Annotated in this window: 12 protein-coding genes and 3 pseudogenes; 14 read left to right on the forward strand and 1 reads right to left on the reverse strand. The window is 49.3% G+C overall.

The window, feature by feature from the left end; genetic code table 11:
* Positions 1–97 precede the first annotated feature (97 nt).
* Positions 98–1,177, reverse strand: a complete 1,080-nt coding sequence (locus tag ASL14_RS21555) for a M42 family metallopeptidase (RefSeq protein ID WP_134913401.1) — start codon at positions 1,175–1,177, stop codon at positions 98–100.
* A 182-nt stretch (positions 1,178–1,359) separates the two neighbouring features.
* Here ASL14_RS21555 and spoVAC point away from each other — a divergent pair, with 182 nt between their 5' ends.
* From spoVAC to ASL14_RS21625, 14 genes and pseudogenes are all read left to right on the forward strand, one after another.
* Complete coding sequence (gene spoVAC / locus ASL14_RS21560) at positions 1,360–1,866, forward strand: stage V sporulation protein AC (protein ID WP_025682027.1); 507 nt, start codon at positions 1,360–1,362, stop codon at positions 1,864–1,866.
* A complete protein-coding gene (gene spoVAD / locus ASL14_RS21565; RefSeq protein ID WP_134913402.1) occupies positions 1,863–2,885 on the forward strand; it encodes a stage V sporulation protein AD in 1,023 nt (340 codons plus the stop codon). The genes spoVAC and spoVAD overlap by 4 nt, the downstream gene beginning before the upstream one ends.
* On the forward strand, positions 2,882–3,238 hold the full coding sequence (gene spoVAE, locus ASL14_RS21570; RefSeq protein ID WP_025682025.1) for a stage V sporulation protein AE: 357 nt from the start codon (positions 2,882–2,884) through the stop codon (positions 3,236–3,238). Before spoVAD ends, spoVAE begins: the two co-directional genes overlap by 4 nt.
* Positions 3,239–3,454: 216 nt before the next feature.
* The gene (locus tag ASL14_RS21575; RefSeq protein ID WP_134913403.1) at positions 3,455–4,414 is read left to right on the forward strand and encodes an AAA family ATPase; all 960 of its coding nucleotides are present in this window, start codon (positions 3,455–3,457) and stop codon (positions 4,412–4,414) included.
* 3 nt (positions 4,415–4,417) lie between these two features.
* Positions 4,418–5,656: pseudogene (locus ASL14_RS21580) on the forward strand (DUF58 domain-containing protein); the annotation flags it as partial.
* Between the two features lie 4 nt (positions 5,657–5,660).
* Positions 5,661–7,851 (forward strand): annotated as a pseudogene (locus tag ASL14_RS21585) (transglutaminase TgpA family protein).
* 173 nt (positions 7,852–8,024) lie between these two features.
* Positions 8,025–8,555 (forward strand): YqeG family HAD IIIA-type phosphatase, encoded by a 531-nt coding sequence (locus tag ASL14_RS21590; RefSeq protein WP_044645131.1) that lies wholly within the window; start codon positions 8,025–8,027, stop codon positions 8,553–8,555.
* Positions 8,548–9,674, forward strand: a pseudogene (yqeH, locus tag ASL14_RS21595) (ribosome biogenesis GTPase YqeH). Before ASL14_RS21590 ends, yqeH begins: the two are co-directional and overlap by 8 nt.
* 105 nt (positions 9,675–9,779) lie before the next feature.
* Positions 9,780–10,649 carry a shikimate dehydrogenase gene (gene aroE, locus ASL14_RS21600; protein WP_134913404.1) on the forward strand — a complete coding sequence of 290 codons (870 nt, stop codon included), beginning with the start codon at positions 9,780–9,782 and terminating at the stop codon, positions 10,647–10,649.
* Between the two features lie 67 nt (positions 10,650–10,716).
* Complete coding sequence (gene yhbY, locus ASL14_RS21605; protein ID WP_014282548.1) at positions 10,717–11,013, forward strand: ribosome assembly RNA-binding protein YhbY; 297 nt, start codon at positions 10,717–10,719, stop codon at positions 11,011–11,013.
* Between the two features lie 18 nt (positions 11,014–11,031).
* Positions 11,032–11,622, forward strand: coding sequence for a nicotinate-nucleotide adenylyltransferase (gene nadD / locus ASL14_RS21610; RefSeq protein WP_134913405.1), 591 nt, complete (start codon positions 11,032–11,034; stop codon positions 11,620–11,622).
* The gene (yqeK, locus tag ASL14_RS21615; protein ID WP_134913406.1) at positions 11,606–12,202 is read left to right on the forward strand and encodes a bis(5'-nucleosyl)-tetraphosphatase (symmetrical) YqeK; all 597 of its coding nucleotides are present in this window, start codon (positions 11,606–11,608) and stop codon (positions 12,200–12,202) included. Before nadD ends, yqeK begins: the two co-directional genes overlap by 17 nt.
* Positions 12,199–12,546, forward strand: coding sequence for a ribosome silencing factor (rsfS, locus tag ASL14_RS21620; protein WP_134913407.1), 348 nt, complete (start codon positions 12,199–12,201; stop codon positions 12,544–12,546). The genes yqeK and rsfS overlap by 4 nt, the downstream gene beginning before the upstream one ends.
* Positions 12,543–13,451: a CvfB family protein gene (locus ASL14_RS21625; protein ID WP_014282544.1), complete on the forward strand. Its 909-nt coding sequence runs from the start codon at positions 12,543–12,545 to the stop codon at positions 13,449–13,451. The genes rsfS and ASL14_RS21625 overlap by 4 nt, the downstream gene beginning before the upstream one ends.
* Position 13,452 lies beyond the last annotated feature (1 nt).

Here is a 13,452-nt window from a genome sequence, read left to right on the forward strand (position 1 = left end):
GTGCTCCAATCGGTAACTCTATTCAACTAAAAAACAGTCAAAGCACGTTATCCGTGTTTTGACTGTTTTTAATAGATTCTAGTTCTCTGGAAAAAGCTTAAGCTCGTTCAATAATCGTATTCAGTGTCGTGCGATCTAGGTTTTGCACCAGCTTGACGATCAGCTCTTTGGCTGCATCATAATCGTCGGTGTGAATAATGGACGAGGAAGTGTGGATGTATCGTCCGCAAATGCCAATAACGGTGGATGGCACTCCAATTCCGCTCAAATGGACCTGACCTGCATCGGTTCCACCTGTGGAGATAAAGTATTGATACTTGATCTTGTGCGTCTCAGCCATATCCTGCACGTACTCCACTATTCCGCGATGGGTAATCATACCCGGATCAAATACCCGTAGCAGCGCGCCTTTACCCAAATGCCCGTACGCGTTCGGATCACCACCCATATCGTTGGCTGCACTGCAATCCAGTGCGAAGAAAATGTCTGGCTGAATCAGGCTAGCAGCCGTGCGTGCGCCGCGTAGTCCCACTTCCTCCTGAACGGTAGCCCCCGCATACAGCGTATTAGGCAGTTTGTCCTTTTCCTTATGTAACGCTTCAAGCAGTTCAATAGCCAAGCCTACACCATAACGGTTATCCCACGCTTTAGCCATGATTTTTTTCGGATTCGCCAGTGGAGTAAAATCACAAATCGGCGCAATGGCTGTTCCCGGTACAATGCCCAAATCCTGTGCTTCCTGACGGCTGTCCACGCCGATATCCAGATACATATGCTTGATGTCCATAGGCTTGCTGCGTTGCGATTCATCCAGTAAATGGGGGGAGACAGAGCCAACGACACCGATAACTGGTCCATTCGGAGTCAGCACCTGAAGACGCTGTGACATGATGGCCTGACTCCACCAGCCTCCAACCGGCTGAAAACGAATCATGCCATTTTCCGTAATACCATTCACGATAAAACCGACTTCATCCAGATGGCCTGCCACCATCACACGTGGTCCGCTCTCTTGACCACGCAGCACGCCAAAAAGACTGCCCAAACGATCCTGCACGATTTCATCCGTATAACCGGATATCTGTTCTTTAACCCATGCCCGCAGCTCTCGCTCATGCCCGGGAATGGAAGGAAACTCCGTTAAAGTTTTAAACAGTTCTAATGTTTTTGATTCCATGATGTACCTCACTCCTTATTAATTAACCAGTGGTCGTCATCCATCCAGTATGAATGGATTTGTACGGAATGTCCACGATATCATTTTCCTGACATAACATTTCCCCAAAAAGCTCATAATGATAAAGACCCAAGCAATTCGAACCGCCAAGCGCGAAACTTACAGATAAGGGGTGGTGAATGATGCCAGCTAAATCCGGGCAGCGCGGTTTTCGTACCAATACGTCGCCGCTGTCCATAAATGAGAAGGACTATCAGAGTATTTCACAAAAGCATGAACCTTCGAGAAAAGTATTTGCCAATTGTGTGCGCGCTTTTCTGGTTGGAGGCGTGATCTGTGTGATTGGACAGGCGATTCAGGAGGCTTTTATGGCAGGAATGCACATGTCAGCCAAGGAGGCAGCGCCGCCGACCTCATCCATGATGATCTTGCTGGCGGTCATATTAACCTGCATCGGGGTTTACGATAAGGTTGCCCAATGGGCGGGAGCGGGAACCGCTGTGCCAATTACAGGCTTTGCTAACTCGATGTGCTCGGCTGCATTGGAATATCGTTCCGAGGGACTGGTGCTCGGTGTGGGCGCGAATATGTTCAAGCTGGCAGGCTCGGTTATCGTATTCGGAGTGGTGGCCGCATTTATCGTAGGCGTTATATACGCCATCCTTGGTGTGGGGGGCAATCACCTATGAGAAGGCAGGGAGGACAAACCTGGAAGTTTGAATCGAGACCGCGCATTATTGGAAGTGCCACCGTTGTTGGCCCGGATGAAGGAGAGGGGCCGTTATCCACAGATTTTGATTATATTTATGACAATATCGAAATTAACGAGAAAACGTGGGAAAAAGCGGAACGTAGATTGATTGAGCATTCTACTGAGCTGGCGCTAACTAATGCCAATTTAAACAAAGAGGAAGTGCAATTTTTTATTAGTGGTGATTTGATGAATCAGATTATCAGCAGCTCCTTCTCGGCTAGCAAGCTGGCCATTCCCTATTTAGGTGTTTTTGGAGCCTGCTCAACATCAATGGAAAGCTTAGCCTTAGCCGCGCTTATTGTGGACTCAGAGGCGGGTGACTACGTGATGGCGGGTACGACCAGTCATAACTGTACTGTGGAAAAGCAGTTCCGTTACCCTACGGAATATGGGTCACAGAAGCCGCCCTCGGCTCAGTATACCGTTACGGGTTCCGGCGCCGCAATTGTGGGACATGCCAAGTCAGGTACGGTGGTGGATTGTGCTACCATTGGACGCGTGATGGATATGGGCATTAAAGACCCCTTTAATATGGGCGGAGCCATGGCTCCAGCGGCGGCGGATACCCTGTTGTCTCATTTTCGAGATACAGGCCGGGACCCTGGTTATTATGACCTCATTGTAACGGGGGATTTAGCCTCAGTGGGGCTGCCGATTGCCAAGGAGCTGCTCAAAAAAGATGGGTACGATATGAATCAGACGGAATTTAATGATTGCGGTTTACTGATTTACGACATCAATAAGCAAAAGAAAGTCATTGCAGGGGGCAGTGGTTGCGGATGCTCGGCTGTGGTAACTTACGGGCATCTGTTGAAGCGGATCGAAAAGGGAGAACTGCAAAAGGTACTAGTCGTGGCGACCGGAGCGTTATTATCTCCTTTGTCCACACAGCAGGGTGAAAGTATTCCCTGTGTTGCACATGCTGTAGCTTTCGAAGCGGGAGGAAAAGTATGATATATCTATGGGCTTTTTTAGTGGGTGGTGCCATTTGTGTCGTGGGCCAGTTGATGATGGATGCGTTTAAAATGACGCCAGCACATACGATGAGTACGTTGGTAGTTGCAGGCGCAATTGCTGATGCCGTTGGGATATACGATCCGCTTATTAAATTTGCAGGGGCGGGTGCAACCATTCCAATTACCAGTTTTGGTAACTCGCTCGTACACGGCGCATTAACCGAATTGGAGAAGGACGGATGGCTGGGTGTCATTACAGGGATCTTTAGTCTGACAAGTGCAGGAATTTCCTCGGCGATTATTTTCTCTTTTCTGGCATGCTTGTTTGTTCGTCCAAAAGGAAGCATATAAAAGCAATGCATTATAGATTAAACTTACAATTAAACAAGCTTAAAAATCAACCCTTCGGATCTGTATGACCGGAGGGCTTTTTATGTGCCTGTATACAAAATGTTGCCAAACTGTAGTACTGGCTCGAACATCTGGACAAGGACTCAAGTGTACTCTGTGCCCACCTTCATGTACAATAATAGGAAACATGTTGCTATCTAGGAGGTTTACAGAGCTATGCCCGTGCGTCAAGAATCTGTGCAGATTGTATCTGCAATCCGTTCTAATCTGGAATCATGCATATTAGGTAAATCCTTTGAAATAAAATTACTGCTAACAGCTATGCTGGCGGGTGGGCACATTCTGATCGAAGATGTTCCAGGTACGGGAAAAACGCAAATGATCAAGGCTCTTGCCAAATCCATGCGCGGTGATTACCGCCGTGTTCAATGTAATCCTGATATTCTCCCCAGTGATATTACAGGGGTTTCCATATTTCATCCACGGGATGAGCGCTTTTATTTCCGTCCGGGTCCCGTGATGACCAACATTTTACTGGCAGACGAAATTAACCGGGCCACGACGAAAACCCAATCGGCTTTGCTGGAAGTGATGGAGGAGCGCAGTGTAACCGTGGATGGAGAGACACATATGCTGCCTCATCCTTTTATGCTGTGTGCTACGCAAAATCCGATTGATTTTGAAGGGACTTATATGCTGCCGGAAGCGCAGCTTGATCGTTTTATGCTCAAAATCAGTCTCGGCTATCCTGATATGGAGACTGAGCGGAACATGCTGCTTCGTCATCAGGAGGGTCAGCCGGCAGACCGTCTGGAGGCGGTAGCCCATATGGAACAGATTGCCGCGATCCAGCAGGAAATCAGAGAAATGTATATGGACGAAGCAATTACGTCCTATTTACTTGATATCGTCCGTGCGACGAGAGAGCATCCTTCGGTACTGCTGGGAGCCAGCCCGCGGGCTGCGCTTGCTTTTGTAATGGCGGCCAAGGCATACGCTTTTCTGGAAAATCGGGATTACGTTCTCCCTGATGATGTGAAAATATTGGCACCCTATGTGCTGGCGCATCGTTTGCTGTTACGTCCCGAGGCGCGTCTCGACAGCTCCAATGCCCAGTCTGTACTTCAGGCTGTTCTTCGGCAGGTGAACGTACCCGTACGAATGGAGCGTCCGTAGGGAATGAAGATGGTCATAAGGAAACGCAGGCTTCCCCGGCTGTCAGGCCGCATCTGGCTACTGATGGTCATATGGGTGGTGTGTCTGCTATATCTGTTGTTTCAGGGTGGCAAGACGTCAGTCATGCTATTGTCCATGGTTACGCTACTGGGCATATATTTATGGATCGTTGGGCTGAGCGGGGTACGCCGTGTTCAGGGTTCAAGACAGCTTTCACAAGGCTCGGAGTTCGGGGAGCTACTGCATGCGGGAGATCAGGTACATGTAAAGCTGAGCTTGAGCCTTCCCGGCTTTCTGCCATTGCCGTATATCATTGTTCGCGAAGTGCTCAAGCGTCATACAGGTGAATCCTGGTCTTTTGAGGACAGTGTTATCCCTAGCATGAAAGGGAGCGGACAGCTTGCTTTTCAGACTCCTGCGTTGGAGCGGGGAACCTATTATTTTGCCGAAACCGAATGCGTGAGTGAGGATATCTTCGGTCTGTTGGAGCATAAAGGCAAGTTAAACGCACCCGGTGAATTTCGGGTACTGCCCCGTACAGTATTCATTCCGTATTGGCAGTTGAATGATCGTCGCTCGCGGATGTCTGGACCACAAACTGTCCAGACTCGAACACGGCGCGAAACGACGCAAATTAACGGAGTGCGGGACTATGTATATGGGGACCGTTTTTCACGTATCCATTGGAATGCGACCGCACGTACAGGCAGTTGGAAATCTAAGGAATTTGAGCATGAGACGGTTCCCAAAACGATGCTTGTACTGGATACACACAAAAAACATTATGTAAATGCCGATCAGTTTGAGCTGGCCGTATCCTCCATTGCTTCATTGCTGGAATATGGCGGGCGGGAGCGGATGGGAGTAGGTCTTTGTACGGCAGGGGAAACGGGCACTGTTTTTCAGCCCAGTGAGCAGATGATGGAACGGCAACGGATGATGCATCATTTGGTAGACATACACACCACTTCCCAAGGCAGTCTTATGGCTGCTGTAGAAAGCGGTGTTCGGCAATTTCCACAAGGCTGCCATTTTGTGTTGATCAGTCCGTTGAAGGATCATCAGGCGTTGGAGCTTCTTCGCTGGGCCGATACCCGGGGGATGACCCCTTGCCATGTCTATATCGGAGAAGGCTCAAGCGTGGGACAGGCTGAAGAATGGATGAGCATGCTTCGTACAAGAGGCATTCAGGGTTATCATGTTCCGGGTCTTGAAGAGCTCCCAACAGTAATGGGGGAGGGACGCTATGAAAAACTGGTTGCATTCGCTGAAGGGCTCTTGGGCTGTTGCCTTTACATTTTATGGATTATTATTATTGCCATGCAGTGGGTATCCTTTGCTTCAGACCTATGGCTGAAAGAGACAAGAACGCTGGTATTGGCGACGGTTACGATGCTGGCTTTGGTGAAAATTTTGCTGCCGCTTCGACCTTGGATTGAATTTATCCTCAAGGCTACGACGTTATTTTTATTTTGTACCGGACGCTCGTGTCTTACTCGATCATTATTCCTTTCGGGGGTTTTACAAACCGTCTGGATCAATTTATATCGAATATGTCTCCGTATATCTGGTTTTCACTGATTGCTTGGCTAGTCATTGAGATGTTACCGCTCATCGTTACGACGAAGCAGCGCATTCTGGTGTTTGTAGGCATTAATATTGCCGCGCTGGCAGTGCTTGATTCGTTCACGCCAACCGTGCTGTGGCAAGAAGTCGCATGGATGGTCTTTGCGGGTATGGGGTGGCTGGTGACTCAGCATTTGCAGTATTTTCGGCAGCATTACCCTCAAGGCTGGAAGCACATTCGCCGTTACCCGTACAAAATTGCAGCCAATATTGCGGTGATTTTTGCTTTGATTATTATGGCTGGCGTGAATATGCCAGAGATACAGCCGACCTTAACTGACCCTTATACGGCATGGACCCAGCGGAATAGCTCATCCACTGTTGGTATTAACAATGGAACCGGGGCTATGAATCAGCGGATGAGTACGGCATCAGGCTATAGCCGGCAGGACAATCGGCTGGGCGGGGGATTCAATTTTGACTATTCTCCGGTAATGACGATCACAACCAATCAGCGAAGCTACTGGCGGGGCGAGACGAAGCGAACGTATTCCGGCACAGGTTGGAGAGATGGAGGCAACGACGACCAGACGCTGAACGATGTGTCGATGACGGCAGAGCTCGAAAATACACAAGAAACACGGCATTCGACTGAGCAGGTCGTTCAGACCGTTACGATGCAAACCGATCAGAGCTATCCGGTTTTGTTCGGGGCCTATTCGGTACATCGTGTTCAATCGGTGGACAGAGACTCGCGGGCAGACGGGCTGCGTTGGAAACCGGAACAGGCAGAACTGCTTTGGAACCCACCCTCCAGAAGAACGGCTTATCCGAAAACGTATACGCTGGTGTCACATGTGCCTGTGATCCCGGAAAAAGAGCTTCGCACAAAAACGTTTACTGAGCTGTATGGAAAGAACAAGCAGGAAGCCTATTTGCAAATCCCGAATGAGCTGCCGCAGCGAGTGCGTGATCTGGCTCAAAATGTAACGTCGTCGGCGAAGACGCCCTATGAAAAGGTCGGACTGCTCCAGCAATATTTACAGCGAAATTATGCATATACAAACAATCCAGATCTTTCCCGCAAAAAAAGCAAGGATTTTGTGGATGCCTTTCTATTTGAGATTCGGGAAGGCTATTGCGATTATTATTCCACTTCGCTGGTTATGATGGCTCGTTCCGTTGGAGTTCCGGCGCGGTGGGTCAAAGGTTATGCTCCTGGTCAGCAGACATTTTCGGATGATGCAACGACAGGCGATGATAATGAAAATATGTCTTCCTACTCTATTACCAATGCGGATGCGCATTCCTGGGCAGAGGTATATCTGGGTGAATACGGCTGGGTTCCTGTAGAAGCCACACCGGGTTTTGATATGCCATTGCTTACGGAGCAGGAGGATTCGAAGACACCTGATGCTCCAAAGGTGAAAGATCAGTCTGAACCGGAACAGTCTGCGCAGACACCACAGGCCAAACTGGAGGAAGGCACGAAAATTCATCCGGTAATCATAGCAGCGGCAGTGGCTGTTATTGTACTGTGGAGCGCTTATATCGTATGGCGTAATCGGGCAGATATTCATTTTTATTTGCTGCGTCTGCGTAAAGGAAAGCCGTTGACCCCTGATGAAAAGGTGATCGTCGAAACTGAGCGCTGGCTACGGTATATGCGGAGTAAGGGGTTTGCCCGCACTAGCCACGAGACGCTGAGGGAATCGGTCGGCAGATGGTCGGTTGAATCACCGGAACGTGCTTCAATTCTGAATCTGCTGCTGGAGCTGTTTGAACAAGCACGCTACAGTCCTTCCTCGGTAACTGCCGAGGATTGGCGCAAGGTCCGCCGACAAGCGGCCCTGTTGCATAAGAAAGGTTAGTCCAGACGACAAACTGAACGAAAGGGCTAAACCATTTTTATTTGGCTCGAATGCTGCCGATTTATAATCTTCTTCATATGCTTTGTAAAAAGCTGTCCGTTTGTTGCGGATAGCTTTTTACTAACCCATATTAATATGGTATAGTTTGTCGTATGAAACTGAGGTGACCGACGTTGTTTGAAATGCTGATGCCCAAATTACGGGTGAATACCGTCTTTGATATTGATCTTGAAGGCTTGTATGCTCAAGGATATCGCGGCATTATTACGGATCTGGATAATACGCTGGTTGGTGCAAAAGCGCCGAATGCGACTCCCGAGCTGGTGGCCTGGTTTGAGAAGGTCAAACAGGCGGGTTTTAAGCTTGTCATCGTGTCCAACAATAATATGGGACGTGTATCCGTGTTCGCTACGCCTTTGGACATTGAATTTATACATGCTGCACGGAAGCCTTCCAACTCGTCTTTTCGCAGAGCCATCCGTATGATGGGACTTACTCCGGAAGAGACTATTATGGTCGGGGACCAAATGTTGACAGATGTATTGGGTGGCAACCGACTGGGATTGCACACGGTGCTTGTGTTGCCGATATCCATCCATGATGAAGGAATCATGACCCGCTTTAATCGGCGGCTGGAGCGAATCGCGCTCACAAGGTTACGTAAGAAAGGCTTATGGCTTGAGGAGGAAAAGAAGAATGACTGAAAGACCTGACGGCGGAACTGCCGTCAAATGTAGTGGCTGCGGTATCACGATGCAGACCACCAGCCCGGAGCTTCCGGGATATATTCTGGAAAAACTGTTTACACGAGAGCCTGTCATTTGCCAGCGCTGTTTCCGGATTAAAAACTATAATGAAACGTCTTCGGTAGCCGTAGATCAGGATGAGTTCCTGAAACTGCTTAGCCAGATTGGGGATAAGGACGCGCTCGTCATCCACATTGTGGATATTTTTGACTTTGAAGGTAGTCTGATTTCCGGCTTACAACGTTTTGTAGGCTCTAATCCGGTTGTACTGGCTGTGAACAAGACGGATTTGTTGCCTAAGGTAACGAACTGGAACAAGGTCCTGAATTGGGTACAAAAACAGGCTAAGGAGCAAGGACTTCGCACGGCGGATATCGTTCTGTGCTCGGCCAAAAAAATCAGGGCTTTGATCGTCTGCTGGATGTAGTATCCGAACTGCGCGGCAATCGGGATGTGTATGTGGTCGGTGCAACAAATGTTGGTAAATCCACGCTCATTAACCGTTTGATCCGTGATCATAGCGATATGGAGCAGGAGTTAACAACATCCCGTTACCCGGGAACGACGCTGGATATGGTGAATATTCCGCTTGACGACGGCAAGCATATTATTGATACACCGGGGATTGTGTATCCTTGGCGTTTCAGTGAAATCGTGTCCCGGCAGGATTTGGGCGCTATTATGCCGGACAAGCCGCTGAAACCAGCTGCTTATCAGCTAGATCCCGGACAAACGCTGTTTTTCGGTGGGATGGCACGGTTTGATTTTGTAGAGGGGCAACACCAATCGTTCACATGCTACATTAATGGTGGCCTTAAAATTCATCGTACCAAGCTGGAGCGGGCGGATCAACTGTTCGAAGATCATGCCGGAGAACTGCTGTCACCGCCGACACGTGATCAGTTGGCAGATATGCCGGAATGGACAAGACATGAGTTCCGCGTTCCCCGTAAATCTCAATCGGATATTTATATCTCCGGTCTGGGATGGATCAGGGTCAATAGTGAGAACGGGGCTTTGGTAGCGGTTCATGCTCCTCGGGGAATCCGTGTCCTTTTACGGCCTTCGTTGATTTAACGGATGTTAAACCATGTGATAGGGCGGCAAGGAACATATCCAGGTTCCTGCCGCCGTTCATGTATTTGTGCAGCCTAATATTTTGCAATATGGGGGAGAACGACGATGAGCAGCGGGGAGTCTGGAGTGACTGAACAAGATCTTGTATTATTGGGCGTATTGGGTGATCCGATCAAGCACTCCAAATCGCCTCTCATGCATAAAGTAGCTTTAAAGGCTGCGGGGATAGAGGGGGATTTTGTTCCTCTCCATGTTAAGCCGGAACAGCTAGAGGACGCCATGAAGGGGATTCGGGCTTTGCATTTCCGCGGAGTCAATGTGACGATTCCCCATAAAGTTGAGGTTATGAAATATTTGGATGAGATTGATGAAGGGGCCAGACTCATCGGTGCTGTTAACACGATTGTGAACGACAACGGACGGCTCAAGGGTTACAATACGGACGGGATCGGCTACGTACGCTCGCTCAAAGAAGAGACTTCGGTTAAGTTGAAAGGCACAAAAATTGCGGTCCTCGGAGCTGGAGGTGCTGCCAGAGGTGTGATTCATGCTTTACTGGAGGAACAGCCCGAATCGGTCATTATTCTGAATCGGACACGCGATAAGGCAGAGCAACTGGCATTGGAGTGGACGACGGAAGCGATCCCTGTGACGGGCTATTCTAACGATGAAGCGGAGCGCGTGCTTGCATCGGTGGATGTGCTGATTAATACGACCTCGGTAGGAATGTCTCCTCTATCCGATGAGCTTCCACTGGAAACGAGTCTGATTCCGCAAGGAATCATTGTGAGTGATTTGATCTACAACCCGCTGGAAACGAGATTTTTACGCGAAAGCCGTGAACATCGCGACTGCACGGTGCATGGAGGCTTGGGCATGTTCGTGTATCAGGGAGCGGTGGCTTTTGAGTATTTTATGGGCGTAGCTCCTGCTGTAGATGAAATGAGAGCGGCGGTGCTGAGAAGCCTGTCGTAAGTCGGATTTTACATTAAATTATGGAATTGCCGCATGGCATATGTGGTTATGAAGGAGTTAATTATACATGTTAACAGGTAAACAAAAAAGGTATTTGCGCTCGATGGCGCATCATCTGGACCCCGTTTTTCAAGTAGGGAAAAACGGTACGAACGAGCATCTTATGCGTCATATTAACGATGCGATTGAAAAGCGCGAGCTGATGAAGGTGCAGATTTTGAACAACTGTCTGGATGACAAGCATGAAATTGCGGAAGAGCTGGCAACGGAAACAGGTTCCGAGCTTGTACAGCTCATCGGGAGCACGATTATTTTGTACAAGGAATCCCGTGATAACAAGCAAATCGAGTTGCCTAGAGGATAAGCACGCGGGGAGAAGACTATGAAAATCGGTATTATGGGCGGTACATTTGACCCGATTCATATTGGACATCTGCTGGCTGGAGAAGCGGCAAGGGATGCCTATGCGCTGGACCATGTATGGTTCATGCCTTCCCATATCCCTCCGCACAAGCATCAGGCGGGGGCGAGCGGCACGGAGCGGCTGGAGATGACGAGTGAAGCGGTGGCGGGCCATTCTGCTTTTGAAGTGTTGGATATTGAAGTGCTTCGCGGTGGGGTATCTTATACTATTGACACGATCAAAGAGCTTCAGGAGCTGCATCCTGCTGTGGATTTTTATTTTATCATCGGCGCGGATATGGTGAATTACTTACCTCATTGGCAGGGGATTGAGGAGCTGGCACAGCGAATTTGTTTTATCGGTGTCCGGCGTCCCGGTTTCCAGCTTGCGCTGAATGAACTGCCGCATTATTTGCAGAACAAGGTGCTGCTGGCGGATATGCCGGTGGTGGATATTTCTTCGACGGATATTCGGGAACGTGTTGCGGAAGGGCGCTCCATTCGTTATCTTGTGCCTGATCGTGTGCATGACTACATTACAAGGGGCGGTTTGTATGAAGTACAGCCGTGAGCAATTGATGGAGGCCGTATCCGGTCAAATGCCTGAAAAACGCTGGAAGCACACTCTGGGGGTCATGCATACCTCGGTGGAGCTTGCCAAGCGGTATGGCGCGGACCCGGATAAGGCCGAATTGGCGGCTATTTTGCATGATGTAGCGAAATATTGGCCCGTTCAGCAGATGGAGGAAGTAATTCGCAATCATCCCGAATGTGACCAGGAGCTTTTACAGCATGACAAGCAACTGTGGCATTCTGAGGTAGGATATTGCGTTGCCTCTAGAGACTACGGGGTGGAAGACCTTGAAATACGGAATGCCATTCGCTGGCACACCTCAGGGCGTGTGGGTATGAGTTTGCTGGACAAAGTCGTGTGTCTAGCTGATTACATCGAGCCGGGACGGGATTTCCCCGGGGTCGAGCACATCCGCAAGCAGGCGAAAAAAAGTTTGGAGCAGGGTCTTGTCGCTGGATTTGATTCCACGATTTCACTGCTGCTGGAGAAGAAAAAGGTTATTTTTCCGCTGACGGTACTGTCGCGAAATGATCTGATTCAACAACTTAAACAGAGAAAATCGGAGGTTCATGAATGACCATAACTAATGAGAAATTAATGCAAATTACGGTTGAGGCCGCTGAAGATAAGAAGGCCATGAATATTGTAGCCCTTGACTTGCGGGGGGTATCCTCTGTCGCAGATTATTTTATAATTTGCCACGGTAATTCGGATACCCAGGTACAGGCGATTGTGACGGAAATTCGCAAACGCGCTCATGATGAAGGTACGACAATCAAAGGGATCGAAGGAATGGATTCCGGTCGCTGGGTTCTGATGGACTTGGGTGATGTCGTAGTGCATGTCTTCCATCGTGATGAGCGCGAATATTATAACATTGAAAGACTTTGGTCGGATGCTAAGGTCGTGGAGAAGGTATGAATCTGATTGCTGGCACTTATGTCACGATTATGGTAGATCGTGAGGTATCCCCCTTCGGCTACTTTCTCACAGTCGGCGATCAGGATGTACTGCTGCATTATACAGAATTGACACGTGAGATCGAGGTTGGAGAACGGCTGGAAGTATTTATTTTTCACGATACAGAGGACCGTTTGGCCGCTACTATGAAAAAACCGTTCCTGTCGCTGGGCGAACTGGCAAAGCTACAGGTGGCGGATGTGCATCCGCGTCTGGGTTGTTTTCTGGAAATGGGATTGGGTCGTCAATTGCTGCTGCCGATTCGTGAGTTGCCCGAGAACCGGGATTTGCATCCTCAGGTGGGCGACTACGTGTATGCTATCATGGAGCATGATAAGCAGGGCAGACTGCGGGCGAAGCTGGCGGGTGAGCAGGAACTGGCTCCGTTGTCCTTCCATGCACCTGATTCATGGCTAAATACATGGGTGCAGGCGACGGTGTACAAGCCGCTTCAGATGGGTACGTTTGTCCTGGTGGACGGAGGTGTGCTTGGTTTTGGCGCGATTGGCATGATTCACTCCTCGGAACGCAACCGGATGCTTCGTTTGGGTGAAGAGGTGAAGGTACGGGTCACACTGGTTCGTGAAGACGGTCGGGTGAATCTGGCAATGTCACCGCGCAAGGAAGTGGGCCGTGATGAGGATGCAGATCGTCTCATTGCTTTTCTGAAAGAGCGCCCGGGTGGCGGTATGCCTTATTCCGATGCAACGCCGCCGGATATTATTAAGCAACGGTTCGGTATCAGTAAATCCGCCTTCAAGCGTGCGATGGGCAAGCTGATGAAGGAAGGGCTGGTTACACAAAAGGAAAACTGGACCTACCTGGTGGAGAAAATGCCTGAACCGAAGGACGGGAATGGGGAATAAA

The sequence above is a fragment of the Paenibacillus sp. IHB B 3084 genome, assembly GCF_001447315.1.
Lineage (GTDB): Bacteria > Bacillota > Bacilli > Paenibacillales > Paenibacillaceae > Paenibacillus.

Bases quoted from the DNA above. Each gene is read 5' to 3' on its own strand.
- nadD (WP_134913405.1), top strand. From the start codon at position 11,032: ATGAAAATCGGTATTATGGGCGGTACATTTGACCCGATTCATATTGGA.
- ASL14_RS21555 (WP_134913401.1), bottom strand. From the start codon at position 1,177: ATGGAATCAAAAACATTAGAACTGTTTAAAACTTTAACGGAGTTTCCT.
- spoVAC (WP_025682027.1), top strand. From the start codon at position 1,360: ATGCCAGCTAAATCCGGGCAGCGCGGTTTTCGTACCAATACGTCGCCG.
- ASL14_RS21625 (WP_014282544.1), top strand. From the start codon at position 12,543: ATGAATCTGATTGCTGGCACTTATGTCACGATTATGGTAGATCGTGAG.
- spoVAE (WP_025682025.1), top strand. From the start codon at position 2,882: ATGATATATCTATGGGCTTTTTTAGTGGGTGGTGCCATTTGTGTCGTG.
- spoVAD (WP_134913402.1), top strand. From the start codon at position 1,863: ATGAGAAGGCAGGGAGGACAAACCTGGAAGTTTGAATCGAGACCGCGC.
- aroE (WP_134913404.1), top strand. From the start codon at position 9,780: ATGAGCAGCGGGGAGTCTGGAGTGACTGAACAAGATCTTGTATTATTG.
- yhbY (WP_014282548.1), top strand. From the start codon at position 10,717: ATGTTAACAGGTAAACAAAAAAGGTATTTGCGCTCGATGGCGCATCAT.
- yqeK (WP_134913406.1), top strand. From the start codon at position 11,606: ATGAAGTACAGCCGTGAGCAATTGATGGAGGCCGTATCCGGTCAAATG.
- rsfS (WP_134913407.1), top strand. From the start codon at position 12,199: ATGACCATAACTAATGAGAAATTAATGCAAATTACGGTTGAGGCCGCT.
- ASL14_RS21575 (WP_134913403.1), top strand. From the start codon at position 3,455: ATGCCCGTGCGTCAAGAATCTGTGCAGATTGTATCTGCAATCCGTTCT.